General features: G+C 67.4%; 20 protein-coding genes. 16 read left to right on the forward strand and 4 right to left on the reverse strand.

Annotated features, from left to right (window positions below; translation table 11 throughout):
* The first annotated feature begins 47 nt into the window (after positions 1-47).
* Both rimI and tsaD read left to right on the forward strand, forming a co-directional pair.
* Entirely contained in the window at positions 48-515 is a 468-nt protein-coding gene (rimI, locus tag C560_RS0106785) for a ribosomal protein S18-alanine N-acetyltransferase (RefSeq protein WP_051533043.1), read from the forward strand.
* Complete coding sequence (gene tsaD / locus C560_RS0106790; protein WP_026537613.1) at positions 512-1657, forward strand: tRNA (adenosine(37)-N6)-threonylcarbamoyltransferase complex transferase subunit TsaD; 1146 nt, start codon at positions 512-514, stop codon at positions 1655-1657. The genes rimI and tsaD overlap by 4 nt, the downstream gene beginning before the upstream one ends.
* 70 nt (positions 1658-1727) lie before the next feature.
* Here the strand turns inward: tsaD and C560_RS0106795 are convergent, their stop codons facing one another.
* Entirely contained in the window at positions 1728-2879 is a 1152-nt protein-coding gene (locus C560_RS0106795) for a glutamate--cysteine ligase (protein WP_018773731.1), read from the reverse strand.
* A 309-nt stretch (positions 2880-3188) separates the two neighbouring features.
* Here C560_RS0106795 and C560_RS0106800 point away from each other — a divergent pair, with 309 nt between their 5' ends.
* Positions 3189-4022 carry a shikimate 5-dehydrogenase gene (locus tag C560_RS0106800; protein WP_269320020.1) on the forward strand — a complete coding sequence of 278 codons (834 nt, stop codon included), beginning with the start codon at positions 3189-3191 and terminating at the stop codon, positions 4020-4022.
* Positions 4023-4092: 70 nt separating this feature from the next.
* On the opposite strand, the gene C560_RS0106805 is transcribed toward C560_RS0106800, so the two are convergent.
* Entirely contained in the window at positions 4093-5316 is a 1224-nt protein-coding gene (locus C560_RS0106805) for a class I SAM-dependent methyltransferase (protein ID WP_026537615.1), read from the reverse strand.
* Between the two features lie 66 nt (positions 5317-5382).
* Here C560_RS0106805 and C560_RS21365 point away from each other — a divergent pair, with 66 nt between their 5' ends.
* The 4 genes from C560_RS21365 (at position 5383) to C560_RS0106825 (ending at position 10888) form a co-directional block, all read left to right on the forward strand.
* A complete protein-coding gene (locus tag C560_RS21365) occupies positions 5383-5817 on the forward strand; it encodes a hypothetical protein (protein ID WP_026537616.1) in 435 nt (144 codons plus the stop codon).
* Between the two features lie 732 nt (positions 5818-6549).
* Entirely contained in the window at positions 6550-6846 is a 297-nt protein-coding gene (gene groES, locus C560_RS0106815; RefSeq protein ID WP_018773735.1) for a co-chaperone GroES, read from the forward strand.
* An 81-nt stretch (positions 6847-6927) separates the two neighbouring features.
* A complete protein-coding gene (gene groL, locus C560_RS0106820; protein WP_026537617.1) occupies positions 6928-8538 on the forward strand; it encodes a chaperonin GroEL in 1611 nt (536 codons plus the stop codon).
* 268 nt (positions 8539-8806) lie between these two features.
* Complete coding sequence (locus tag C560_RS0106825; RefSeq protein WP_026537618.1) at positions 8807-10888, forward strand: acyltransferase family protein; 2082 nt, start codon at positions 8807-8809, stop codon at positions 10886-10888.
* Between the two features lie 55 nt (positions 10889-10943).
* Here the strand turns inward: C560_RS0106825 and C560_RS0106830 are convergent, their stop codons facing one another.
* Positions 10944-11825: a DUF389 domain-containing protein gene (locus C560_RS0106830; RefSeq protein ID WP_231494284.1), complete on the reverse strand. Its 882-nt coding sequence runs from the start codon at positions 11823-11825 to the stop codon at positions 10944-10946.
* A 302-nt stretch (positions 11826-12127) separates the two neighbouring features.
* On the opposite strand from C560_RS0106830, the gene C560_RS0106835 reads away from it, so the two are divergent.
* The 3 genes from C560_RS0106835 to C560_RS0106845 all read left to right on the forward strand — a co-directional run bounded on the left by C560_RS0106835 (position 12128) and on the right by C560_RS0106845 (position 17966).
* Positions 12128-14212 (forward strand): acyltransferase family protein, encoded by a 2085-nt coding sequence (locus C560_RS0106835; protein ID WP_197026117.1) that lies wholly within the window; start codon positions 12128-12130, stop codon positions 14210-14212.
* 261 nt (positions 14213-14473) lie between these two features.
* Positions 14474-15985, forward strand: coding sequence for an IMP dehydrogenase (gene guaB / locus C560_RS0106840; RefSeq protein ID WP_018773740.1), 1512 nt, complete (start codon positions 14474-14476; stop codon positions 15983-15985).
* Between the two features lie 130 nt (positions 15986-16115).
* On the forward strand, positions 16116-17966 hold the full coding sequence (locus C560_RS0106845; protein ID WP_026537621.1) for an ABC transporter ATP-binding protein: 1851 nt from the start codon (positions 16116-16118) through the stop codon (positions 17964-17966).
* Here C560_RS0106845 and C560_RS0106850 read toward each other — a convergent pair.
* Positions 17953-18573, reverse strand: a complete 621-nt coding sequence (locus tag C560_RS0106850) for a hypothetical protein (RefSeq protein WP_026537622.1) — start codon at positions 18571-18573, stop codon at positions 17953-17955. The genes C560_RS0106845 and C560_RS0106850 overlap by 14 nt on opposite strands.
* Positions 18574-18628: 55 nt before the next feature.
* Between C560_RS0106850 and C560_RS0106855 the strand changes: the two genes are divergently transcribed.
* The 6 genes from C560_RS0106855 (at position 18629) to guaA (ending at position 25389) form a co-directional block, all read left to right on the forward strand.
* Positions 18629-19765 carry a GuaB3 family IMP dehydrogenase-related protein gene (locus tag C560_RS0106855; protein ID WP_018773743.1) on the forward strand — a complete coding sequence of 379 codons (1137 nt, stop codon included), beginning with the start codon at positions 18629-18631 and terminating at the stop codon, positions 19763-19765.
* A 93-nt stretch (positions 19766-19858) separates the two neighbouring features.
* Positions 19859-21610 (forward strand): glycerol-3-phosphate dehydrogenase/oxidase, encoded by a 1752-nt coding sequence (locus C560_RS0106860; protein ID WP_018773744.1) that lies wholly within the window; start codon positions 19859-19861, stop codon positions 21608-21610.
* A gap of 89 nt (positions 21611-21699) precedes the next feature.
* Positions 21700-22188: a PTS sugar transporter subunit IIA gene (locus C560_RS0106865; protein ID WP_018773745.1), complete on the forward strand. Its 489-nt coding sequence runs from the start codon at positions 21700-21702 to the stop codon at positions 22186-22188.
* 48 nt (positions 22189-22236) lie between these two features.
* Positions 22237-23139, forward strand: coding sequence for an SURF1 family protein (locus C560_RS0106870; RefSeq protein WP_026537623.1), 903 nt, complete (start codon positions 22237-22239; stop codon positions 23137-23139).
* Entirely contained in the window at positions 23136-23645 is a 510-nt protein-coding gene (locus tag C560_RS0106875; RefSeq protein WP_018773747.1) for a DUF3817 domain-containing protein, read from the forward strand. The genes C560_RS0106870 and C560_RS0106875 overlap by 4 nt, the downstream gene beginning before the upstream one ends.
* Positions 23646-23799: 154 nt before the next feature.
* Positions 23800-25389: a glutamine-hydrolyzing GMP synthase gene (gene guaA / locus C560_RS0106880; protein ID WP_026537624.1), complete on the forward strand. Its 1590-nt coding sequence runs from the start codon at positions 23800-23802 to the stop codon at positions 25387-25389.
* The last annotated feature ends 289 nt before the right edge of the window (positions 25390-25678 follow it).

Genomic DNA, 25678 nt, shown 5'->3' on the forward strand with positions numbered 1-25678 from the left:
GCGCGGCGCGAGCCGTCCGGCTGCCCGGCGGGGTCACCTTGCGGGACATGGACGCCGCGGACATCCCCGCCGTCCACGCCCTGGAATGCCGGCTCTTTCCCGTGGATGCGTGGCCGCTGCAGATGTTCCACGACGAGCTGGCGCAGGCGGATACCCGGCGCTACCTTGTGGCGGAGATCCACGGCGGGATCGTGGGCTATGCCGGGCTCATGTGCATCGTACCGATCTCGGACGTCCAGACCATCGCCGTGGTGCCCGAGCAGGAAGGCAAGGGCATCGGCTCGGCCCTGCTCACCGAACTGATCGCGGAAAGCCGGCGCCGCCACGCCCAGGACGTGCTGCTCGAGGTCAGGGCGGACAACCCCCGGGCCCAGCAGCTCTACCAGCGCTTCGGCTTCGAACAGATCCACGTCCGGCCCCGCTACTACCGCGACGGCGTCGACGCCCTGATCATGCGGCTCCAGCTGCCCCGCGAACCGCTCAGCCCCCAGCCAACGGAAGCAGGCCGATCATGAACCGCACCCAGCCGCTCGTGCTCGGCATCGAGTCCTCCTGCGACGAAACCGGCGTCGGCATCGTCCGGGGGACCACCCTGCTGACGAACACCGTCTCGTCCTCCATGGACGAACACGTCCGCTTCGGCGGCGTGATCCCCGAGATCGCCTCCCGCGCCCACCTCGACGCATTCGTCCCCACCCTCGAGGAGGCCCTCGCGGAGGCGGACGTGACGCTCGCGGACATCGACGCGATCGCCGTCACCTCCGGGCCGGGCCTGGCGGGGGCCCTCATGGTGGGGGTCTGCGCGGCCAAGGCGCTCGCCGTCGCCACCGGCAAACCGCTCTACGCCATCAACCACCTCGTGGCGCATGTCGGCGTCGGGCTCCTGCAGCAGGGCGGCGGCGCAGTGAATCCGATGGGCAACGCGACGCCGGTCGGCGCGCCGCAGCAAACCACTCAGCAGACCGCGCAGCCAACCCTGCCCGAGAACATGGGCGCGCTCCTGGTCTCCGGCGGCCACACCGAGATCCTGCGGATCCGGAGCATCACAGACGACGTCGAACTGCTGGGCTCCACGATCGACGACGCCGCCGGCGAAGCCTACGACAAGGTGGCGCGGCTCCTGGGCCTGGGCTACCCGGGCGGTCCGGCCATCGACAAACTGGCGCGCACAGGCAACGCCAAGGCCATCCGGTTCCCGCGCGGGCTCACCCAGCCCAAGTACATGGGGACCGCCGAGGAACCCGGACCGCACCGCTACGACTGGTCCTTCAGCGGACTCAAGACCGCCGTCGCCCGCTGCGTGGAGCAGTTCGAGGCCCGCGGCGAGGAGGTCCCCGTCGCCGACATCGCCGCGGCCTTCCAGGAAGCCGTGGTGGATGTGATTACCGCCAAGGCGGTGCTCGCCTGCCGCGAAAACGGCATCACAGAGGTCCTCCTGGGTGGGGGCGTTGCCGCCAACTCGCGGCTGCGCCAGCTCACCGAGCAACGCTGCAGCGCGGCCGGGATCCGGCTGACAGTGCCGCCGCTGCCGCTGTGCACGGACAACGGCGCCATGGTGGCCGCGCTCGGGGCGCAACTGGTGATGGCCGGCGTGAAACCGAGCGGGATCGGCTTTGCGCCGGATTCCTCGATGCCGGTCACGACAGTCTCCGCCTGAGGCTGCGTCCGCCTGAAGCTTGGACGGCCTGCGGCTTCGTCCGCCTCTGTGCTGGCTCTTGGCGCCGGAGCTAGGCGTCCGGGCCCTGGCGCATCTGCTTCACCAGGTCCAGGACGACGGCGCGCAGGTCCCCGCCGTGCTCGGCGGCGACGCGGCGCTGCCGCTGGTAGCCGGCGCCGCGCTCGATGATCTTCTCGACGTCGGCCAGTTCGGCGCTGCAGCCCAGCTTCGCCGCCACCGGCTCAAGCCGCTTGAGCGTCTCGCGCAGGTGCTCCGTCACGAGCTGCTCGTTGCCCGCGGCGTCGAGGATGATGATTGCGTCCAGGCCATAACGGGCCGCCCGCCATTTGTTCTCCTGGACATGCCAAGGCGGCATGGTGGGTATGGTGCCGCCGTTGTCCAGCGTCGTGGAAAACTCGTCGACGAGGCACTGCGTCAGGGCGGCGATGGCGCCGACTTCCTCGAGCGTGGCCAGGCCGTCGCAGATGCGCATCTCGATGGTGCCGAAGTGCGGGACGGGCCGGATGTCCCAGCGGATCTCCGAGAGCGAATCGATCACGCCGGTGGTGAACATGTCCTGGGCGTATGCCTCGAAGTCCTCCCAGCTGGAGAACTGGAAGGGCAGCCCGGCGGTCGGCAGCTGCTGGAACATCAGCGCCCGCTGGGAGGCGTATCCGGTGTCCTCGCCGCCCCAGAAAGGGCTGGACGCGGAGAGCGCCTGGAAGTGCGGGAAGTAATTGACCAGGCCGTCCAGCACCGGAAGGACCTTGTCCCGGCTGTCGAGTCCGACGTGCACGTGGACGCCGTAAATGACCATCTGCCGGCCCCACCACTGGGTCCGGTCAATGAGCTTGGCGTAGCGTTCCTTGTCCGTGACGGGCTGCAGCTGGGGCGGGCTGAAGGGGTGGCTCCCGGCGCAAAAGATCTCCACACCCATCGGATCGGTCACGTCCCGGACCGCCGCGAGCGAGCTGCTCAGGTCCGCCTTGGCCTCCGCAACAGTGGTGCAGATGCCCGTGACGAGCTCCACGGTGTTCAGCAGCAGCTCCTGCTTGATGTGCGGGTGCTCGTCGTCCTCATTGAGTTCGGGATGCCGGGCAGCGACGCCGCGCAGCACCTGGTTCGCCACGGAGGCCAGCTCGCCGGTCTCGGCGTCGACGAGCGCCAGCTCCCATTCCACGCCTAGGGTCGACTGCCTGGATGAAGCGAACTCGATCTTCATGTGGTCCCTTCACTGTTTTGCTGTCCCTGGCCGTGGTCCTGGTGGGGAGATGCGCTGGCAAACACCCTCGGACATGCCCCTGGACGTGGCACCGGCGGTGTCACGTGCAATTTCCCACATACCAGGGCGCCGGCCGGGCGGCTGGCAGGGCTACGGGTGGTCCAAGTCTAGTGCAGGGCCGGCCCCGGGACGGTGTCAAAGTTGCCGCTGGTGCGTGAGTGTATTCACAACGTGGCTGGTCAGCGACGGCGCGGGCAGTCGCGCGGTGAGCCGCGGGTGGCCGGACGCATCCTGGCGTTTAATGGAGCTGTGCCCATACTGAACAAAGACATGACCCTGTGTATCTCGCTCTCGGCCCGGCCCAGCAACAACGGGACGCGCTTCCACAACCACCTGTACGAACAGCTGGGCCTGAACTGGATCTACAAGGCCTTTGCCCCCACCGACCTCGCCCAGGCGATCGCCGGGGTGCGCGGCCTCGGCATCCGCGGCTGCGCGGTGTCCATGCCTTACAAGGAGGACGTGATCGCCCTCGTTGACGTCATGGACCCGTCGGCGAAGGCCATCGACTCGGTCAACACCATCGTCAACGACGGCGGCCGGCTCACGGCCTACAACACCGACTACACCGCAATCGAGCAGCTCCTGCAGAGCAATGCGGTCCCCACGGACTATTCGGTGCTGGTCCTGGGCTCCGGCGGCATGGCCAAGGCCACCGTGGCCGCGCTGCGCGATGCCGGGTTCAAGGACGTGACCGTCGTGGCCCGCAACGAAGAATCCGGCCGCGCCCTGGCCGAACAGTACGGCTTCGCCTGGAGCGCCGAACTGGGCTCTGCGGCGTCCGGTACCGGCAGGGCCGACATGCTGATCAACGTCACCCCTATCGGTATGGCAGGCGGCCCGGACGCCGCCGCGCTGCCCTTCCCGCAGGAGGCCATCGACGCCGCCAAGGTGGTGTTCGACGTCGTCGCGCTCCCCGCCGAGACGCCCCTCATCAAGGCCGGCCGCGCGGCCGGCAAGACCGTGATCACCGGAGCCGAGGTGGCCACGATCCAGGCGCTCGAGCAGTTCGTGCTGTACACCGGCGTCCGGCCGACCGACGAGCAAATCCGGGCCGCCGAGGAGTTCACGCGGGCCCAGTAACCCGGCCGCCCGCCCCCTTCCCTGGGATCCTGCCGGCGGGCCCAGCGCCCGTGGGATTTCGCTGGCGGGGCTAGACGGGCTCGACCGAGATGGCCACCCGGTCCTCGCCGATCCTGGTGAGGACCAGGGTGGCCGATTTCTTGTCCTTGTGTTTGGCGTTGCCGCCGGGCAGGAGTTGCTTGCGCAGCTCTTCCGGCGTGACAGCCGTGCCGCGCTTCTTGATGTCCAGGACCCCGATGCCTTGATCCTTGACCCAGGACTTGAGTGCCTTGACGTTGAACGGCATGACCTCCAGGACCCTGTACGCCCTGGCGAACGGGGTGTCGTGCAGCTCCGGGGCGCAGATGTAGGCGATGTGCTCGTCCACGAGGTGCCCGCCGAGCTGGAGCGCGACGTCGGCCACCAGGCCGGCGCGGATCACCGCGCCGTCGGGCTCATACAGGTAACCCTCCACGGGTCCCACGGGCGCCACCGGGCCGGCGCCGAAGTCCTCGCCGCTGGTGAGCTCAGCAGAGCCAAGGGGTCCGAGTACGAGGGCCGCGCGCCGCACCCCGGGACGCCGCACCGCGTTGAACCACAGGGCCACCTCGGTCACGTCCCCGCCCACGGAGACCCACTGCGCCTCGCAGCCGGCCGGCACGGAATCGTGCGGCATGCCCGGGCCCATCTTCACGCCGACGGCGCGGCCGGAACCGGCGAGTGACTCCACGAAGGACAGCGGCGGGGAGAAATCCTCCGGATCCCAGATCCGCTTGGTTCCCGAAGTGGACGTCGTGCGCCGGGCGGGGTCGAGCCAGACGCCGTCGATCCCCTCGAGCGATACCGACGTGGCATCGGAATGCACCACGGTGGCATTGCGGAACGGGATCAGGTTCATCGTGGCGCAGGCGGCCGTGGCCTCGTCCATTTCCACGGAGGTGACCACCAGGTCCAGGGACGCCAGCGCCATCGAATCCGCCCCGAGTCCGCAGCCGAGATCCGCGACGTGGCCGATCCCGGCCTCCGCGAACCGCTGCGCGTGCCGTGCCGCCACGGTTAGCCGGGTGGCCTGTTCCAGGCCGGCCTTAGTGAAGATCATCTGCCGGGCGAACTCGCCGAACTTCGCCTCGGCCTTGGTCCGCAGCCGGGACTGGGTGAGCACGGCCGAGACCATTTCGGGGGAGTGGCCGGCCTTGCGCAGCGCCGCCGTGAGGCGGAAGGCCTCGTCCTCGTGGTACGGCCCCAACGACGCCAGCAGCTCCCAGCCCTCGGGGGTGAGGATCGGGGCAATATGTTCCTGCGGTGCGTCAGTCATGCCATCCAGCGTAGTTGAGGTCCGCGGGCGCGCTGTGACCGGACGGCGGGGGCTAGGCTTGACGGCATGGAAGACAGCGGCACAGGCGACAACATTTCAGCGGACACGGCCGGACGGGGCACGGTCGGGAACGACGACGCCGGGCAGGAGCGCCGGCGCCCGCAGGGGCTGGCCCGCTACGCAAAACCGGCGCTGATCGCCGGCGCGGTGATCGCCGTCGTGTCCGTCGCACTTTTGGTGATCATCTTCTTCCTCGACTCCTTTAACGCCACCGTGTATTCCGTCGGTGGCAAGAACGTCCAGGACGCCACGGACGAGGCCCGGGCCATCCGCGACACCTATACCGCGGCCCGGCTCGGCGGCATCATCTTCCTCATCGCAGGGATCCTGCTGGCCGCCGCCGGTGCCGTGCTGATGTACCGGCACCGGAACGACGAAGGCCAGGACACGGACGAAGACGACGGCGAGGACGTGGACTTCGACGACCTCGCAGGCCAGTAGCCACCGAGTAGGCGCCCGCGGGGGCGCAACGCGTGGGCCCAGCGCCCGTAACGCCAAACGGTGCCACAGGCCACAGGACATGCCCAGCCTCCTGCGCCACGAATGGGCATGTCCTCCCGGGCAGCCCGCAACCGTTGGGCATGTTCTCCGGCGTGGCCCGCGCACGCTGGGCATGTCCATCGCTCAGCGCGGGCAGCGAACATAATGCCCGAGTGTCCTCTGGCTGTGGCGAAGATTGGGCATGTCCTCCCGGGTAGCCCGCGCACGCTGGGCATGTCCTCCGGCGTGGCACGAGCACGCTGGGCATGTCCATCGCTGAGCGCGGGCAGCGAACATGATGCCCGAGTGTCCTCTGGCCGTGGCGAAGATTGGGCATGTCCTCCGGCGTGGCCCGCAACCGCTGGGCATGTCCCCTCGGCGTAGCCCGCGCACGCTGGGCATGTCCATCGCTCAGCGCGGGCAGCGAACATGATGCCCAAGCGTCCACCGGCGGCAGCGAAAAATGGGCATCTCCCACGGGGAGGCATGTTCACCCGGAACGAATTTCTGGCACTCGCCTTGACCGAGTGCTAACCATTTACATAGAGTCGTCATTAGCACTCTCCCTAGGAGGGTGCTAACACATGAAGCGCGCTCCGCCAGGCACGCTGCCGGCACCGCGACGACGGTCTGTGCGCCTTGGCATCACCGCTTCATAGTCCACAAATTTGCTGACGAAAAGGAGAGGTCCGAGTGTCGGTCTCTATTAAGCCTCTTGAGGATCGTATTGTTGTCCGCCCGCTCGAAGCCGAGCAGACCACGGCTTCCGGCCTGGTTATCCCGGACTCCGCGCAGGAGAAGCCGCAGGAAGGCGAAGTTGTTGCAGTAGGCCCCGGTCGCTTCGATGACAACGGCAACCGCGTTCCCATCGACGTTGCCGTCGGCGACGTCGTCATCTACTCCAAGTACGGTGGAACCGAAGTCAAGACCGGCGGCACCGAGTACCTCGTGCTCTCCGCCCGCGACGTTCTGGCGATCGTCGTAAAGTAACTCTCTTGGACCCCCGCGCAGCCGATCCTTACGCATTGTCTGGATCAGTTGCGCGGGGTTCTGTCTTGAAAGGACAAAACCATGGCAAAGCAGCTTGCGTTTAACGACGCTGCCCGCCGGTCGCTTGAAGCCGGCATCGATAAGCTCGCCAACACCGTCAAGGTCACGCTGGGCCCCCGCGGCCGCAACGTCGTACTGGACAAGAAGTGGGGCGCCCCCACGATCACCAACGATGGCGTGACCATCGCCCGTGAAGTCGAGCTGGACGACCCCTACGAAAACCTTGGCGCGCAGCTTGCCAAGGAGGTCGCCACCAAGACCAACGATGTTGCCGGCGACGGCACCACCACCGCCACCGTCCTGGCCCAGGCCCTGGTCAAGGAAGGCCTCCGCAACGTAGCGGCAGGCGCCGCTCCGGGCGAAATCAAGCGTGGCATCGAGGTCTCAGTCGAGGCCGTCGCTGCCCGCCTGCTGGAGAACGCGCGCCCGGTTGAAGGCACGCAGGTCGCCAACGTGGCCGCGATCTCCGCTCAGAGCGACGAGGTCGGCGAGCTCCTGGCCGAGGCGTTCGGCAAGGTCGGCAAGGATGGTGTGATCACCATCGAGGAATCCTCCACCACGCAGACCGAGCTGGTCCTCACCGAGGGCATGCAGTTCGACAAGGGCTACCTGTCCCCGTACTTCGTCACTGACGCGGAACGCCAGGAGGCCGTCCTCGAGGACGCGCTGATCCTGATCAACCAGGGCAAGATCTCCTCGGTGCAGGACTTCCTGCCGCTGCTGGAAAAGGCGCTGCAGAGCTCCAAGCCGCTCTTCATCATCGCCGAAGACGTCGAGGGCGAGGCCCTGTCCACGCTGATCGTCAACCGCATCCGCGGCACGCTGAACGTCGTTGCCGTCAAGGCACCGGGCTTCGGTGACCGCCGCAAGGCCATGCTGCAGGACATCGCGACCCTCACCGGTGCGCAGGTTGTCTCCGCGGAGCTGGGCCTGAGCCTGGACACCGTTGGCCTTGAGGTGCTCGGCACCGCACGCCGCATCACGGTCACCAAGGACAACACCACGATCGTCGACGGCGCCGGTTCGGCCGAGGACGTCGCCGCCCGTGTTGCCCAGCTGCGCGCCGAGCTGACCCGGACCGATTCGGACTGGGACAAGGAAAAGCTGCAGGAACGCCTGGCCAAGCTGGCCGGCGGCATCGGCGTGATCAAGGTCGGCGCTGCCACCGAGGTTGAGCTGAAGGAAAAGAAGCACCGCATCGAGGACGCCGTGTCCTCCACCCGCGCTGCCCTCGAAGAAGGCATCGTGGCCGGCGGCGGCTCCGCCCTCATCCACGCCCTGAAGGCGCTCGACGAGGACGCTGTCGTCCAGGCCCTCGAAGGTGACGCGGCTGCCGCCGTCGGCATCGTTCGCCGGGCCCTGACCCAGCCGCTGCGCTGGATCGCCCAGAACGCCGGCTTCGACGGCTATGTCGTCGTTGCCAAGGTCGCCGAGTCCGCCGTGAACCAAGGTTTCAACGCCAAGTCCGGCGAATACGAAGACCTGATCGCCGCCGGCGTGATCGACCCCGTCAAGGTGACGCGTGCGGCTCTGCGCAACGCGGCCTCCATCGCAGCACTGGTCCTCACCACGGAAACCCTCGTGGTGGAGAAGCCGGCTGACGAAGACGAGCACGCAGGGCACAAGCACTAGGCTCTGCCCGCAGGGGGACGGTCCGGCAACTTGCCGGGCCGTCCTTTTTCTGTCGAGTCTCTGCTGCCGTTCTGCCGTGTTCTTGGCCGGAAGGTGCCGTCATTCTGGCAGAGTTAACCCGTCAGGCGCCGCTCCAGCGTCCCAGGTTCACTGGAAACTCCCACGTTGGCATGTCTCAATGGGGATCAGTGGCCGCCGCGGCGATTGGCCATCAAAATTACGTTTTGGTAACATGGAGGCTTTGGTTATCTGGTTGAGGGATAGTTCTATGACACAGCAAGGAACCTTGCCCCGGCCTGCCCGGCACAATGCCGCGGCGGGGCACGATCCCGCACCCAAGGCCGGCCGAAAATCCACCTTCAGGCCCGAAATCCAGGGACTCCGGTCCCTCGCCGTGCTGATGGTCATGAGCTATCACATCTGGCTGGGCCGGGTCTCCGGCGGCGTGGACGTTTTCCTGCTGATCTCGGCCTTCCTCATGACGCTGCAGTTCGTGGGCCGCTACGAGCAGGGCCGGTCCATGGCCCTCATCAAACACTGGCTGCACCTTTTCCGGCGCCTCGTCCCGGCCGCCGTCACCGTCCTGGTGGCCATACTCGCCGCAACTGTCCTGTTCCTGCCCCGGACCCGGTGGATGGAAATCATCAACCAGGGCTGGGCCTCCTTGGTCTATGCCGAGAACTGGTTCCTGCAGACCCAGGCGACGAACTACTACGCCGCGGACCACAGCCAGGCCAGCCCCTTCCAGCATTTCTGGTCCCTTTCGATCCAGGGCCAGGTCTTTATCCTGTGGCCGCTCATTTTTGTGGGGGCCGCGGTCGTCGCCAAGCGCTTCAAGCTCCGCTACCGGGTGCTGCTGTGCTACGTCTTCGCCGGGATCTTCGTTGGTTCGCTGCTCTACTCCATCGTCTTCACCCAGGCGAGCCAAACGGAGGCGTACTTTGACACATGGGCCCGGCTGTGGGAGTTTGCCCTGGGCACCCTGGTGGCTTTGGCCCTTCCTGCCCTGCGGCTTCCGCGCGGCTGGCGGATCGGGCTTGGCTGGCTTGGCATTGTGGCCATGCTCAGTTGCGGCCTCCTGCTCAATGTCCAGGCCTCCTTCCCCGGGTTCGTGGCACTCTGGCCCACCCTGGCGGCAGCCTGCGTCATCGCCGCCGGACAGTCGGGCAGCAAGTTCGGCGTCGACCGGATCCTGAGTTCGAAGCCTTTGGTCCGGCTGGGTGACATTTCGTACGCCCTGTACCTGTGGCACTGGCCGGTTCTGGTCATCTCGCTGGCCGTGCTGCACAGGGAAAAGGCGGGTCTGATCACGGGCGCCGTCATCGTTGCCGTTTCGCTGGTGCTCGCGTACCTCACCACCCGCTTTATTGAGAAGCCTTGGCGTGAGTGGCAGTGGCCGGAGGTGCGGCGGCGCCGCGCCCTCGTTGCCATCGCCGTGGCCGTGGTCACCGCAGCCGTGCCGCTGGCCGGGATTCAGATCCAGCAGCACCTCGAAAGCGAAGCAGTCCTGGCACAGGCCCCGAAGAACAACCCGGGCGCCTTGGCGCTGACGCCGGGCTTTGTGGACCAGGCCGATGCCAACGCCGTCCTGCTCCCCACCCCGCAGACGCTGCCACAGGACTGGGCGAGCCTGCCGAATTCGTGTTCCGGTGACCTGCAGCCGAAGGACAAGACGCTTCAGAAGGACTGTTTCCAAAACAATCAATCCGACACCGGAGCGAAAAAGGTCCTGGTGATCGGTGACTCCCACGCCCAGCAGTGGCTGGGCTCGATCGGTCCCCTCAGCGATGAGAAGGGCTGGCGGCTCTACGCCATGCTCAAGGGCGCCTGCAAACCCAACATTGCGCCGCAGCACGTCTCCGAGGATTGCGACAATTTCAATGCGGCGGTCGCGTCGGAAGTGAAGAACAACCCGCCGGACGCGATTATCATCGTGGGCACCGAAGCGGCGCCGTCGTCGCCGCACGAGACCGTGATTCCGGGCTTCGAAGCCACCGCGAAGTCTTGGGCGGACGAGGGCATCAAGGTCGTGGCGCTCAGGGACAATCCGCGCTTTTCCTTCAACATGGCAGAGTGCGTGGCGACCAAGGGTGCCGACGCGCCGGACTGCAGGCCGCGCGAGCAGGGGCTCCTGGCGGCGACGAATCCCCTGGCCGCGCTGGATGGCAAGCTGCCGGGTGTTGCGTTCGTGGACATGACGGACCTGATCTGCAACGGCACGGAATGCCCGGGCGCGGTCGGCAACACCTACGTCTACCTGGACAACAACCACCTCAGCCGGAGCTATGCGGCCAGCATGGCCCCCATGTTCAGCGAGAGGCTCCTCGCGGCAACCGGATGGGGCCCATAAGCCCGTCGGTCCCCGGGCCGGCCGGCCCGGGGCGGGCACCTGCGGCCCATATACGTCAACGCTGGGAGCGGTCCGCCTTGCGCCGCAGCTGCCGGGCGGCGTCCGGCGCCAGCCGCTTGGTCACCAGCCGGTAGAACAGCAGGACGGCGACGGCGGCCACCACGATTCCCAGCAGGTTCAGGAACAGCTGCAGGGCGGAGCCGGCCGCCTTCTGGTACTCGCCCAGGACCAATGCCACGGCGACAAACCCGGCTGCCGGCACCGTGGTGACGGAGATGAACACCCCGATCAGCGCCGCCGAGCGCCGGCTGATGACCGACAGCATCCCGGCCGTTCCGGCGAGGACGGCGACGATCAGGGAATAGGGGCCGGGGTGGTAGATGAATTCAACTGCCGAACCGTGGTCCAGCGCGTCTGTAGGGAACAGCCCGAGTGGTATGGAGAGCCACGCGGTCAGCGCGGCGGCCAGCATCGCGACGGGAAAGCCGACGCCGAGGGCCAGCGCCGCGTCACGTCCGAGCCGCCGCTGGCGCCGCACCAGGGCCACGGCCAGGGCAGCCAGCGGACCGAACTCCGGGCCAACGGCCATGGCGCCGACGATCGCAATGGTGGAGTCCGTCACGATGCCGATGGCCGCGAGTTGCGTCGCCAGGACCAGGAACGCCAGGAAACTCCACGTCAGGCGCGAATCCTCGCCGGTCTGCCGCGACACCTCGTCCCAGATCACGGCGTCCGCGCCCTCACCCGGAGCCTCCGCCTCCGCCCGGTCGGCGCGGTCCGAGAGCACAAGGTCCGGCGCGATGACCGTAATCGATCCCCGCTGCTGGACATCGAGGGCGTGCAGCTTCTCCACGAGCCCCTCTACGGATTCCCGGGCCAGCAGAACCTCGATCACGTCCCCGGGCGGCGTGACGGACGAAGCCTTCGCCAGCGCCACTTCCGAGACGCCGACGTGATTTGTACAACTTTCGAGAACAACTCCGGACAATTCACCCGGAACACAAATGCGCAGCTGCACGATCACTTGGCGGCCTCCTCAGACTCGTACCAGCCTAGCTTCCGCCGCGCGGCCGACGACGCGGCCCACCACGACGCCGGCCCCCCGAGAGCGCCGCCAGCCGGGCGCACGGAGGCCGCCGCCCCGGCCCCGCGGAGCCCCCCGAGGCACCTGCGCGATTGGCCAAGAAAATTACGTTTCGGTAACATTGATGTTTTGGAAACCGGCCGGAAGGGTTATTTGTGTCGAACGAGCGAACCATCGTCACCCCGCCAAGGGCGGATGCAGGTTCCCCGGCGACCCGAAAAACCAGCTACCGCCCCGAAGTCCAGGGCCTTCGCGCCCTCGCGGTCCTCATGGTGGTCACGTACCACGTGTGGCTGGGCCGGGTCTCCGGCGGCGTGGACATCTTCCTGCTCATTTCCGCCTTCCTGATGACGCTCAGCTTCACGCGGAAGGTCGAAAGCGGCGCGCCGCTCCGGCTGCTCAGCCACTGGCTGCATCTGCTCAAGCGCCTGCTGCCCGCCGTCGTCGTGGTCATTCTCGGCGTCCTCGCCGGCACCTGGGCCATCCTGCCGCAAAGCCGCTGGCCCGACGTCCTTGAACAGGCCTGGGCGTCCCTGCTGTACCGGCAGAACTGGCTCCTGGCGGACAGCGCGGTGGATTACTACGCCCAGGACCATTCGGGGGCGAGCCCGCTCCAGCACTTCTGGTCACTCTCGATCCAGGGCCAGGTGTTCGTGCTCTGGCCGCTCGTCTTCGCCGGCACGGCGCTGCTTTCCCGGCTGCTCCGCCGCTGGACCGGCCAGGACCATATCCTGCTGCGTTACCGGTCACTGCTGGTTGCGGCCTTCGGTGCCATCTTCGCCGTGTCCCTGGCGTACTCGATCCAGCAGACCGCCACGAACCAGGCCCACGCCTACTTCGATACCGGCGCCCGGCTCTGGGAGTTCGCGCTTGGCTCGCTCCTGGCCCTTGCCCTGCCGTATCTGAAGCCGGGCAGGATCCTGCGCGTCGTGCTCGGCTGGGCCGGCCTCGCCGCCATGCTTTCCTGCGGGCTGCTGCTGACCGTGGACCGTTCCTTCCCCGGCTTCATCGCGCTGTGGCCCACGCTGGCCGCCGCCGCGATCATCACCGCCGGTCAAAGCGGCAGCCGATTCGGCGTCGACCGCTTCCTGACCTGGAAACCCCTGGTGGCGCTGGGGGATAACTCCTATGCGCTCTACCTCTGGCACTGGCCGCTGCTGGTCCTGGCCCTCGCCGGGGCGGGCATCACGGCGCCCAACCTGTTCCAGGGTCTGTGCATCGTTGCCGCATCCGTCGTCCTGGCCGTACTCACCACCCGTTTCGTCGAGAAGCCGCTGCGCGAATGGCACTGGCCCAAGCGCCGCGCCTGGCGTACCGCCGTCGTGATTGCCGCCTGTGGTGCCTTGCTGGCGGGTCCCGTCGCCGTGTGGCAGAGCCAGCTCCTGGCCGACGAAGCCGAGGCGGCGTCCCAGCCGAAGGAACTGACCCCCGGCGCGGCCGCCCTGGCACCGGAAAACGCCGGCAAGCCCACGCCGGAAGCCAAGATCATCCCCGCGCCGGCGGCGATGAAGAACGAGTGGGCGGACATCGACGGGCTGTGCACGGACGGAAACGTCCCCAGCGACCCCCTGCTGCAGGGCTGCCTGCAGAACAACAAGCCGGACAAAGTCACCAAGCGGATTGTGGTGCTCGGTGACTCGCACGCCCAGCAGTACATGGCGGCGCTGGGCCCCATCGCGAAAAGCCACGGCTGGGAAGTTGTCACGCTCCTGAAGGGCAACTGCCGCTTCGGCGGGGAGTCCCCGGAACGGGACGCGGACTGCAACGCCTTCAACCGGGCCAGCGCGCAGTACGTCCTGGACCACCGCCCCGACGCCGTTTTCACGGTTGCGTCCCTGACCCACAAGGAAGCGCCGTTCGAGACCGAAGTGCCGGAGTACCTGGCGGGCATCAAGCCCTTCACCGACGCCGGCATGGACGTGGTGGGCATCCGCGACAACCCCCGCTTCAACATCAATATGCCCGAGTGCGTCCAGAAGAACGGCGAGGATGCCTCGGAGTGCAACGTGCCGGAGCAGGAATCGCTCGCGGGGTCCTCGCCGCTGGACGCGTACCGCGGCAAGGTGCCCAGGCTGCACCTCATGGACATGAGCGATTTCATCTGTGCCAACGGAACGTGCCCCGCGGTGGTCGGCAACGTGTACGTCTACAAGGATGACAACCATCTGACCAAGACGTACGTCCAGTCCATGATCCCCATGTTCGAACGGCGGCTGCTCGCCGCCACCGGCTGGAAGTAAGCCGGCCGCCACCGGCCGGAAGCAGGACGGCCGGCCGGGGGAGCGCTCCGGGCATGGGGCGGCTCACATTGAAGCCGGACATTACCGCCCGGAATATGGCTATGGCCGCCAAGGTTCTACTATTTATTGAGGACTTCTGCACGAATCAACTGCACGAACCTTCTGCATGGCCTTCTGCACAGGCCAGACCCGTAATGACGGGCTGGTCATCTGTTGCAACCCCTACCCGTGACCCCGTAACCCAAGGTAAGAGGCGCACTCATGACCCAGCCCGAACACGATCCCTTCGGCTTCATCGGCCTGACGTACGACGACGTCCTGCTCCTGCCCGGCCACACCGACGTGATCCCCTCGGAAGCGGACACGTCTTCCCGGATCTCCAAGCGCATCACGGTCCAGACCCCGCTGCTCTCCGCCGCGATGGACACCGTCACGGAGTCCCGGATGGCCATCGCCATGGCCCGCCAGGGCGGCCTCGGCGTCGTGCACCGCAACCTCTCCATCGCCGACCAGGCCGACCAGGTGGACAGGGTCAAGCGCAGCGAATCCGGCATGATCACCAACCCCCTGACCATCGGCCCCGAGGCCACGCTGGCGGAACTGGACGAAATCTGCGCCCGCTACCGCGTCTCCGGCCTGCCGGTCGTGGACGAGGGCAACAGGTTGCTGGGCATCGTCACCAACCGCGACACCCGCTTCGTGCCCGAATCTGACTTCCCGCTGCGGCTGGTCAGCGACGTCATGACCAAGATGCCGCTCGTGACCGGACACGTCGGCATCAGCCGCGAGGAAGCCTCGCACAAGCTGGCCACGAACAAGATCGAAAAGCTCCCGCTCGTTGACGAGCAGGGCCGGCTCAAGGGCCTGATCACCACGAAGGACTTCACCAAGGCCGAGCAGTACCCGCTCGCCACCAAGGACGACGAGGGCCGCCTGCGCGTCGGCGCGGCGATCGGCTTCTTCGGCGACGGCTGGGAACGTGCCATGGCGCTCATCGATGCCGGTGTGGATGCCCTCTTCGTGGACACCGCGAACGGCCACTCCCAGGGTGTGCTGGAAATGATCCGCCGGCTCAAGTCCGATCCCGTTGCCGCGCACGTGGACATCATCGGCGGCCAGGCCGCCACCCGCGAAGGTGCGCAGGCACTGATCGACGCCGGTGCCGACGGCATCAAGGTCGGCGTCGGTCCCGGGTCCATCTGCACCACCCGCGTGGTGGCCGGCGTCGGCGTTCCGCAGATCACCGCCATCTACGAGTCGGCGAAGGCAGCCATCCCGGCCGGCGTCCCGCTGATCGCCGACGGCGGCCTGCAGTACTCCGGTGACATCGGCAAGGCGCTCGTCGCCGGCGCCGACACCGTCATGCTCGGCTCCCTGCTGGCCGGTTGCGACGAATCCCCGGGCGACCTGATTTTCGTCAACGGCAAGCAGTTCAAGAGCTACCGCGGCATGGGCTCCCTCGGCGCCATGCAGACCCGCGGCAAGAACACCTCCTACTCCAAGGACCGCTACTTCCAGGCCGACGTCTCCGGCGATGACAAGCTCATCCCGGAAGGCATCGAGGGCCGGGTCGCGTACCGCGGTCCGCTGTCGTCGGTGGCATACCAGCTGGTCGGCGGGCTCCGCCAGACCATGTTCTACACCGGCGCCCCGACCGTGGCCGAACTGAAGGCGCGCGGCAAGTTCGTCCGCATCACCGCCGCCGGGCTCAAGGAATCGCACCCGCACGACATCCAGATGACGGTCGAAGCCCCGAACTACGGGTCGCGCTAAACCCTCCGCTAAAACCGGGTGAGCCCGCCGAAACCACGGTTTCGGCGGGCTCACCCGGTTCCAGGGCGGCCCGATTCCCAGCAGCGGTGCCGCTCACGCCGGCTCCGGGTCCCGGAACTAGGCTGGAGGCATGTCCGAACTCCTGCCGGCCCGCGCGCCCAAACGCAAGCTCGCGCTCAAGCCCTACGCCCGGGCCGTGGCGCAGGTGCTGCGGGTGAGCTTCCGGGCCTCGCCCGCCGCCGTCGTCATGAAGGTCCTGGGTTCCCTGATCTCGGCGCTGCTGCCGCTGGTCACAACGTATTTTGCGGCCCTGACCACCACGTCGCTGGCCGCCGCCTACGCGGGCGACGCCGACGCCGGCCGGCAGGCCGTCGTGTACGTCATCATCACCGCGGCACTCGGGCTCTTCTGGGGATCGTTCAGCAGCGTGGACCGCTACATCCAGCAGCTCATGAGCTTCCGGGTCGGCGCGATCGTCGGGGACCTGATGTACGAGCGCTTCCTGTCCCTGGACTTCTGGCGCTACGACGACAAAGAGACCGTGGACCTGTACGACCGGGCGAAGCGTTTCTCCGACTCCTACGCCCGCGTCCTGGACCGGATCGCCGCCATCTTCACCCAGTTCATCTCCGTGCTGCTCGCGATCGGCGCGCTGCTGCTGGTCAGCTGGTGGATCGCCGTGATCGTCCTGATTGCGATCGTCCCCAGCGTCTACCTGCAGTTCAAGCTCTCCCGCGAACAGATCGCGCACTGGAACACCCAGGTCGATTCGCGCAGGCAGCGCAGGATGATCGAAACCAACCTCCTGCGCCCGCAGCACATCGCCGAGATGCGGCTCTACGGGATCGTCGGCTACCTGATGGGCCTGCGCTCCCGGCTGCGGGACGCCGATGAAAAGCGCCGGCTGGACTTCCAGAAGCGCTATATCCCCAAACAGCTCGCGGCCGATGCCCTGCAGTACGGCGCGGAGGTGGTGTCACTGATCTGGGTGGTGGGCCAGATCATCGCCCGGGCCCAGCCGGTGGGGCAGTTCCTCTATGTCCAGCAGATTGTCAGCCGCGCCCTCTCGACCGCCAACAGCCTCGTCTCCTCACTGAGCTCGATCGACGAGGACCTGGCGAACCTCACGGACTACGAGCTCTTCATGGCCCTGCCCGTGCCGTCCGGCCACGCCCCGCCGCTGCTGCAGGCGCCGAAGACGGTGGAACTGCGGGACATCCGCTTCACCTACACCGGCAGCGACCTGGAGGTGATCCGCGGCATTTCGCTGACCATCCGGCAAGGCCAGCACATCGCGATCGTGGGGGAGAACGGCGCCGGCAAGTCCACCCTGATCCGTATCCTGGCCGGGCTGTACCGTCCCGATTCCGGGCAGGTGATGCTCGACGGCGTGGACCTCGCCGCCGTCGACGTCACCTCCTGGCACCGGCACCTGGCGGTGCTCAGCCAGGAGTTCCTCAAATACGAATTCGCCACCGCGGCGGAAAACATCTTCTTCGGCGACGTCGATTCGCCCCGCGACGACGGACGGGTCCGCCGCTCCGCCGCGGATGCCGAAGCCCTCGAATTCATCAACAAACTGCCCAACGGCCTGGACAACCACGTCAGCAACTGGATGGAGGACCCGCGCGGGCGGAAGGGCTCCGGCCTTTCCGGCGGGCAGTGGCAGCGGCTGGCGATGGCCCGGAACTTCTACCGCGGCGCATCATTCATGGTGATGGACGAGCCGACGTCGGCCATCGACGCGCTGGCGGAGCACCGGATCTTCACGCGGCTCTTCGCTGACCGCAGCAGCACCATCATCGCCATCAGCCACCGCCTGGCCACGATCGAGAAGGCCGATGTGGTCTACATGCTCGAGGACGGCCGCATCGTGGAACAAGGCACCCACAAGGAACTGGTGGCACGCCGCGGCCGGTACTTCCGGATGTTCGAGTCCCAGCTCACCGTCCCGGACACCGAGAACGTCAGCGGCGAGTAAGCGGAGCGCCCTCGATGGTCGTCCGCACCCGGGCCAGGCTGGGTTCCGGCGGGACACTGCTGAAACCGAAGCCGACGGCGGGGCGGACGGCGGCGAGCGGGCCGGCGTCGGCGCCGTTCCAGCTGACGGTCGCGGAGTCGATGCGATGCAGATCGGTGACCCCGTAGTATTCCCGCCGGCCGCCCTTGGCCGTGCCCGCAGTGCGTACGCCGGGGAGGACCCTGGCCGCAACGGGGCTGACCGCGCGCAGCCAGCGCGGATGCACCGCCAGAGCCCGGGGGACCAGCCGCGCCACGGCGCCCAGCCGGGTGCGGGACCCGAGCCGGGCGCGGATCCGCAGCGGGCCGGCGTCGAGACCGAGCTGCCCGGACCGATGCTCTGATGCCAGGGACACGATGCAGGTCTCGTCGAAGTTGTAGACCGCGCTGATGAAATCGGCGGCTTCGACGCTCGGCGCGAGCAGGATCCGGTGGCCGGAGGGCAGCTGGACCATCGCGTCGGTGAGGGGCCCGAAGGGGGACTGCGTCCACAGGCCCACGACCGCGCGCAGGCCCGACCCCGTGCCGATCCCGGCAATGTGTCCGTCGAATATCCAGCGCTGGTCCATGACGTTCACAGTACGTCGAAGCGGAGCCGCGCGTCCGCTGGGATAACCTAGAGCAGTGACTTACGAGATTGAGATTGGCCGAGGCAAGCGTGGGCGTCGTGCCTACTCCCTGGATGACATTGCGATCGTCCCCAACCGGCGCACCCGTGACCCCAAGGACGTCTCCGTCTCCTGGCAGATCGATGCCTACAAGTTCGACATGCCGGTCATCGCGGCGCCGATGGATTCGGCCATGTCGCCGGAGACGGTCATCGCCCTGGGCCGCCTTGGCGGACTCGGTGTGCTCGACCTCGAAGGCCTGTGGACCCGGTACGAGGACCCTCAGTCCGTACTGGACGAAATCGCGGGCCTGGCCGACGAGACCAACAGCCCGGCCGTCACCCGGCGCATGCAGGAGCTTTACCAGGCGCCGATCCAGCCCGAGCTGGTCACCTCCCGCCTCGCCGAGATCCGCGCCGCCGGCGTCACGGTGGCCGGCTCCCTGACCCCGCAGCGCACGCAGGAACACTACAAGACCGTGGTGGCCGCCGGCGTCGACATCTTCGTCATCCGCGGCACCACTGTCTCGGCTGAGCACGTCTCCAAGGACCACGAGCCGCTGAACCTCAAGCAGTTCATCTACGAACTCGACGTTCCCGTGATTGTCGGCGGGGCAGCCGGCTACACCCCGGCCCTGCACCTGATGCGCACCGGCGCCGCCGGCGTGCTGGTCGGCTTCGGCGGCGGAGCCACCACCACCACCCGCCGCGCCCTGGGCATCCACTCGCCGATGGCCTCCGCGATCTCCGACGTCGCGGCGGCCCGCCGGGACTACATGGACGAGTCCGGGGGACGCTACGTCCATGTGATCGCCGACGGCGGCATGGGATCCTCCGGTGACATCGTCAAGGCCATCGCCATGGGCGCCGACGCCGTGATGCTGGGCAGCGCCCTGGCCCGCGCCGACGAAGCCCCCGGCAAGGGCTGGCACTGGGGCCAGGAAGCCCACCACCTCGAACTGCCCCGCGGCGACAGGGTCAACGTGGGAACGGTCGGGCCGCTCGAAGAGGTCCTGTTCGGGCCCGGCCACCACACCAACGGCACCTCCAACCTCGTCGGCGCGTTGCGCCGTTCAATGGCGACCACCGGCTACTCGGACCTGAAGGAATTCCAGCGCGTCGACGTCGTCGTCTCGCCGTACGCCGGCAACTGAAACCGCACGCCGGGCGTTGATTGGCCCTGCCCATCCGGGAAACTTGGACGTAGTCTGGTGCCCTACGAGGTTCGATCCGGATGGAGGCGTGACATGAACAGTTTTCCCGGCGGTTCTGCCGAGGCCGGAGGTGCCCTCGGGCCAGCGGCACGCGAGGCTTCACTCACTGTGCTCAGGGGCAGCACCGCCCCCGGCAAAGAACTCGACATCCTGATCGTGGGCGGAGGCATCGTGGGTGCCGGCGCCGCCCTCGACGCCGTCACCCGCGGGCTCAGCGTCGGCATTGTCGAGGCGAACGACTGGGCCGCCGGGACGTCATCGCGGTCCTCCAAGCTCATCCACGGTGGCCTCCGGTACCTCGAAATGCTCGACTTCGGCCTGGTCAAAGAGGCACTGCATGAGCGCGGCCTCATTCTCTCCGTGCTGGCACCGCACCTGGCCCGGCCGGTCCCGTTCCTGTACCCGCTCCACAAGCCGTTCCTGGAGCGGCCCTATGTCGGCGCCGGAATCGCCCTGTACGACGCGATGTCCATCACCGGCGGGCACAGCCGCGGCGTCCCGTTCCACAAGCACCTGAGCCGGCGCGGAACCCTGCGCGCCGCCCCCAGCCTCAAGGACGACGCCTTCGTCGGATCCATCCGCTACTACGACGGGCAAGTCGACGACGCCAAGTACGTCGCCAACCTCGTGCGGACCGCGGCGCACTATGGCGCCCACGCGGTCAACCAGATGTCGGTTGTGGACTTCGTGCGCGAAGGCGAGCGCGTGGTCGGCGCCAAGGTGGTCAACCACGAGGACGGCTCCAGCTTCAAAATCCGGGCCAAGCAGGTCATCAATGCCACCGGTGTCTGGACCGACGAAACCCAGGCCATGGTGACAGACCGCGGGCAGCTCAAGGTACGGGCCTCCAAGGGCATCCACCTCGTGGTGCCCCGCGACCGGATCCAGTCCACGGTGGGGCTGATCCTGCGGACCGAGAAATCCGTGCTGTTCGTGATCCCCTGGGGCAGGCACTGGATCATCGGGACCACTGACACCGACTGGCACCTCGACAAGGCCCACCCCGCGGCCTCCAGCAAGGACATCGACTACCTCCTCGAACACGTCAACAAGGTCCTCAAGCGCCCGCTGACCCGCGAGGACGTCGAAGGCGTCTATGCGGGGCTGCGGCCGCTGCTGGCCGGGGAAAGCGATTCCACCGCCAAGCTCTCCCGCGAACACGTGGTGGCCCACCCCGTGCCGGGTCTGGTGGTGGTGGCAGGCGGTAAATGGACCACCTACCGGGTCATGGCCAAGGACGCGGTCGACGAGGCAACGCGCAGCATGGACGAGCGTGTCCCGGCCAGCTGCACGGAGTCCGTCCCCCTGCTGGGGGCGAGCGGTTTCAAGGCCGCATGGAACCAGCGGAACCGGATGGCGGAGGAGACCGGCGTGCACGTTGCCCGGATCGAACACCTCCTCAACCGCTACGGTGCCATGACGCCGGAGGTGCTGGCGCTCATCGCGGACAGTCCGGAACTGGCCGAGCCGTTGCCGGGCGCTGACGACTACCTGGCCGCCGAAGCCGTCTACGCGGCCACGCACGAGGGCGCCCGGCATGTCCAGGACGTCTTGACCCGCCGCACCCGGATTTCGATCGAAGCGTGGGACCGCGGTGTGTCCGCCGCTCCGGTAGTCGCTAAACTAATGGGAGACGTTCTCGGCTGGAGTGATGCGCAGCGCGAGGGCGAAATCAAGCACTATCTGGCCCGGGTTGATGCCGAGCGCCTGAGCCAACAGCAGCCGGACGACGAATCCGCCGATGCCGCACGGCTGGGCGTGGAGGACATTGTGCCCCTGCGCTGAGACTCAGCGCCGGCCGGCAGTGCAGGATCATCACGCTAGTCATTGGACTGCCGGCCGGCGTCACTGACGCCACTTCGAAGGGACATCTCTTGGCGGAACCACTGGACCGGTACGACGCCGAGCTCACCACACCCGAGATGGTGATCCTCGAAATGGATGCCACGGACAAGCTCGACGCCACTTCCCAGCTCGCGGAACGCATGCATGCTGCCGGACGCATTTCCGATCTCGAGGGCTTCCTCAAGCAGGTCAATGCCCGGGAGCACCAGCTCGCCACCGGCCTGCCCGGCGGTGTGGGCCTGCCGCACGCCCGCAGCGAGCTCGTGTCACAGACATCCATCGCGGTCGGCATCACGAAGTACGGCAGGGCGCTGGACTTCGGCGCGGCGGACGGCCCGGCCACGGTGATCCTGCTCATCGCCACACCGGCGAGCTCCTTTTCCGATCACCTCGAAGTGCTCGCGACCCTGGCACGCTCACTGTCGAAAGAGTCCTTCCGTGAGTCGCTCCGCCGCGCCTACGACGCCGAAGTGATCGCCGAGCTGATCAATTCCAGCCTGGTGTTCTTCGACCACTGACGACGGCCCGTTTCGGTGTTCTACACAGGGACGAAGTACCTTTAAGGGGTGCTGAAAACTGCCCTCAAACCCCGCTGGATCGCAGGACTCGTGTTCGCGATCGCCATTTCCGGGGTCTTTGTGCTGCTCAGCCAGTGGCAGTTCGGCCGTTCAACGCAGGCCGAAGCCCCGGTCTCCACCACAACGGAGGAAACGCGGCAGCTCACCTCGGTCCTGCAGCCGGGCGGCTTTTTCCCCGGATCCGTGGCTGACCAGATGGTCACCGCCACGGGAAGCTACGACCCCCAGAAGCAGGTCCTCGTCGCCGGCCGCCTCAATGACGGCGCGCAGGGCTACTGGATCGTTTCGGCTTTCGCGGTCAAGGATGCCCCGGTCCTCAAGGGCGGAGGGGCCACACCGCAGACCTGGATTCCGGTCGCACGCGGCTGGGTGGCGGATCCCGCGGACGCCGTGGCGCCGCCGTCGGGCACCATCGAGCTGACCGGGCGGCTGTTGCCGTCCGAGTCCCCGCTGCCGCAGACCGATCCCGGACCCGGCCGCGCCAGCGCCGTCTCGGTCGCCGAACTCATCAACGACTGGAACGTCAGCAGCTACCCGGGCTTTGTCGCAGCAACCACCGAACTGGTCGGCGGCACCGACGTCGGGGCTGCGGCCACCGGCGGCGACGTCAAGCCCCTCCGGATCGGTCCGCAGCCGCCCGCGCAGCAGGTCAACTGGCTGAACCTCTTCTATTCCGTGGAATGGGTGGTCTTTGCCGGCTTCGCGCTGTTCATCTGGTGGCGGCTCGTGAAGGACGACTACCGCCGCGACCTCGAAGACGCGCTCGACGAGGAACCGGCCGGGGAAGAACCCCCCAACGACCGCCACGCGGCCTCCCACGACGCGGCCGACGAGCCCACCGACTCCCACCCCACAGCCCCCCACCCCACAGACCCGAGAGTGCAATCATGATCGAGCCCCAGCCCGCCATCCAGCCGCAGACCACCAACGGCACGGGGAAAGCCGGGAAGAAGCGCCGCTTCGGCGGCACCGAGGCCCAAATCCGGTCCGCCCTGAAGTTCTACAAGGTGCTCGCCTACCTGACGGGCACGATGCTGCTGCTGCTCTGCGCCGAACTGATCGCCCGGTACGGCTTCGGGCAGTACCTCTTCGCCGGCGGCACCAACGCCGTCACCGGCCAGCCGTTCGGCCTCGGATTCGCCGACGCCGAGCCTCCCGGGGTCATCGGGGGCGTCAACCTCTCCGTCACGGTCCTGATCGTGCACGGCTGGATGTACGTCGTGTACCTGATTTCCAACTTCCGGCTCTGGTCGCTCATGCGCTGGCCGTTCACCAAGCTGGTGGTTATGGCCCTGGGCGGCGTCGTGCCGTTCCTGTCCTTCTTCGTCGAGAAGAAGTTCCACGCAGAGGTCGAGGCCGAACTCGCAGCAAACCCGCAGGCGCCCCAGCGGTACTGAACACGCAGCCCTCCGGAGCAGCGCCATCCTGAACAGGAACCCGACGCCGGCAGCCGCCGTCGGGCATGTGAGTTCGCTTACCTCGGCCCGCGATTCGGGGCCGCACCGGCTTCTCAATGTGCGGGCGGGCGGCGGCGCAAAGTAGGCTAGTGGGGTGACTACTCCCACTGCATCCCAGACGTCCCACAGGCCGGTTCTGGTTGTTGACTACGGTGCCCAGTACGCGCAGCTGATTGCCCGCCGCGTCCGGGAAGCGAATGTGTATTCGGAAGTGGTTCCGCATACGTACAGCACCGAGCAGCTGCTGGCCAAGAACCCCGCCGCGATCATCCTCTCGGGCGGCCCCTCGAGCGTCTACGCCGACGGCGCCCCCAGCGTCGGTGCCGACCTCTTCGAGGCCGGCGTCCCGGTCTTCGGCATCTGCTACGGATTCCAGGCCATGGCCAACGCCCTCGGCGGCAAGGTGGCCCAGACGGGCCTGCGCGAATACGGCGCCACCGAGACCACCACCCTCGGCGAGGGCCGCTCCATCCTGGCCGGCATGCCCCAGCACCAGAGCACCTGGATGAGCCACGGCGACTCCGTCCACGAAGCCCCCCAGGGCTTTGAGGTCCTCGCGACGACGGCGGGCGCCGACGTCGCGGCGTTCGCCAATGAGGACAAGCGCCTCTACGGCGTCCAGTGGCACCCCGAGGTCAAGCACTCGGCCTACGGCCAGCAGGTCCTGGAGAACTTCCTCTTCAAGGGCGCCGGGCTGGAACCGAACTGGACCACCGGCAACATCCTCGAAGAACAGGTCCAGCGGATCCGTGACCAGATCGGCGACGCCCGGGTCATCTGCGGGCTCTCCGGCGGTGTCGACTCGGCAGTGGCCGCTGCCCTGGTCCAGCGCGCCGTCGGCGACCAGCTGACCTGCGTCTTCGTGGACCACGGGCTGTTGCGCGAGGGCGAAGCCGAACAGGTCGAACGTGACTTCGTGGCCGCCACCGGCGTCAAGCTCTACGTCGCCAACGAACAGGAGCGCTTCCTGAGCGCCCTTGCCGGCGTCAGCGATCCCGAGACCAAACGCAAGATCATCGGCCGCGAATTCATCCGCGCCTTCGAGGAAGCCGAACTGGCGATCATCGCCGAGGCAGCAGCTCACGGCGAGAAGATCAAGTTCCTCGTCCAGGGCACCCTGTATCCCGACGTCGTCGAATCCGGCGGCGGCGAAGGTGCGGCCAACATCAAGAGCCACCACAATGTGGGCGGGCTTCCCGAGGACCTGCAGTTTGAACTGGTTGAACCGCTGCGTGCCCTGTTCAAGGACGAAGTCCGTGCGGTCGGTGCCCAGCTCGGCCTGCCGCAGGAAATCGTCGGTCGCCAGCCTTTCCCCGGCCCGGGCCTCGGCATCCGGATCGTCGGCGATGTCACCAAGGAACGCCTGGACCTGCTGCGCAAGGCCGACGCGATCGCCCGCGCCGAGCTGACCGCGGCCGGACTGGATGACGAAGTGTGGCAGATGCCCGTGGTGCTGCTGGCGGACGTCCGCAGCGTGGGCGTCCAGGGCGACGGCCGCACTTACGGACACCCGATTGTCCTGCGCCCCGTGTCCTCCGAGGACGCCATGACCGCCGACTGGTCGCGGCTGCCCTACGAGCTCCTGGCCCGGATTTCCAACCGGATCACCAACGAAGTGGACGGCGTCAACCGCGTGGTGCTGGATGTGACCAGCAAGCCGCCGGGAACCATCGAGTGGGAATAGCAATCTGAATGGCCGGCCTTTCGAGGCCGGCCATTTCATTTTGTTCCTGACAATGTTTCTGACAATTCAGCCTGAATTTCGCACCGACCAGTGTTGCGGCCCCGCACCTGCGGGGGATTCGGGCTACCCTCGAAAGCATGCCGGTATGGTCCAAGGCGTCCCGCGCGAGCCTGGCAACCGCGAGCACACAAGATGCGGCCAGGGAAAGCGCGGACGCAACACAGACGAGCGTTGATACGACGAACGCGCCAGAGTCGAGCCCGCCGCGGTCCGGCACAGAGAAGTCGAG

The organism is Arthrobacter sp. 9MFCol3.1 (assembly GCF_000620385.1).
In the GTDB taxonomy this organism is placed as follows: domain Bacteria; phylum Actinomycetota; class Actinomycetes; order Actinomycetales; family Micrococcaceae; genus Arthrobacter.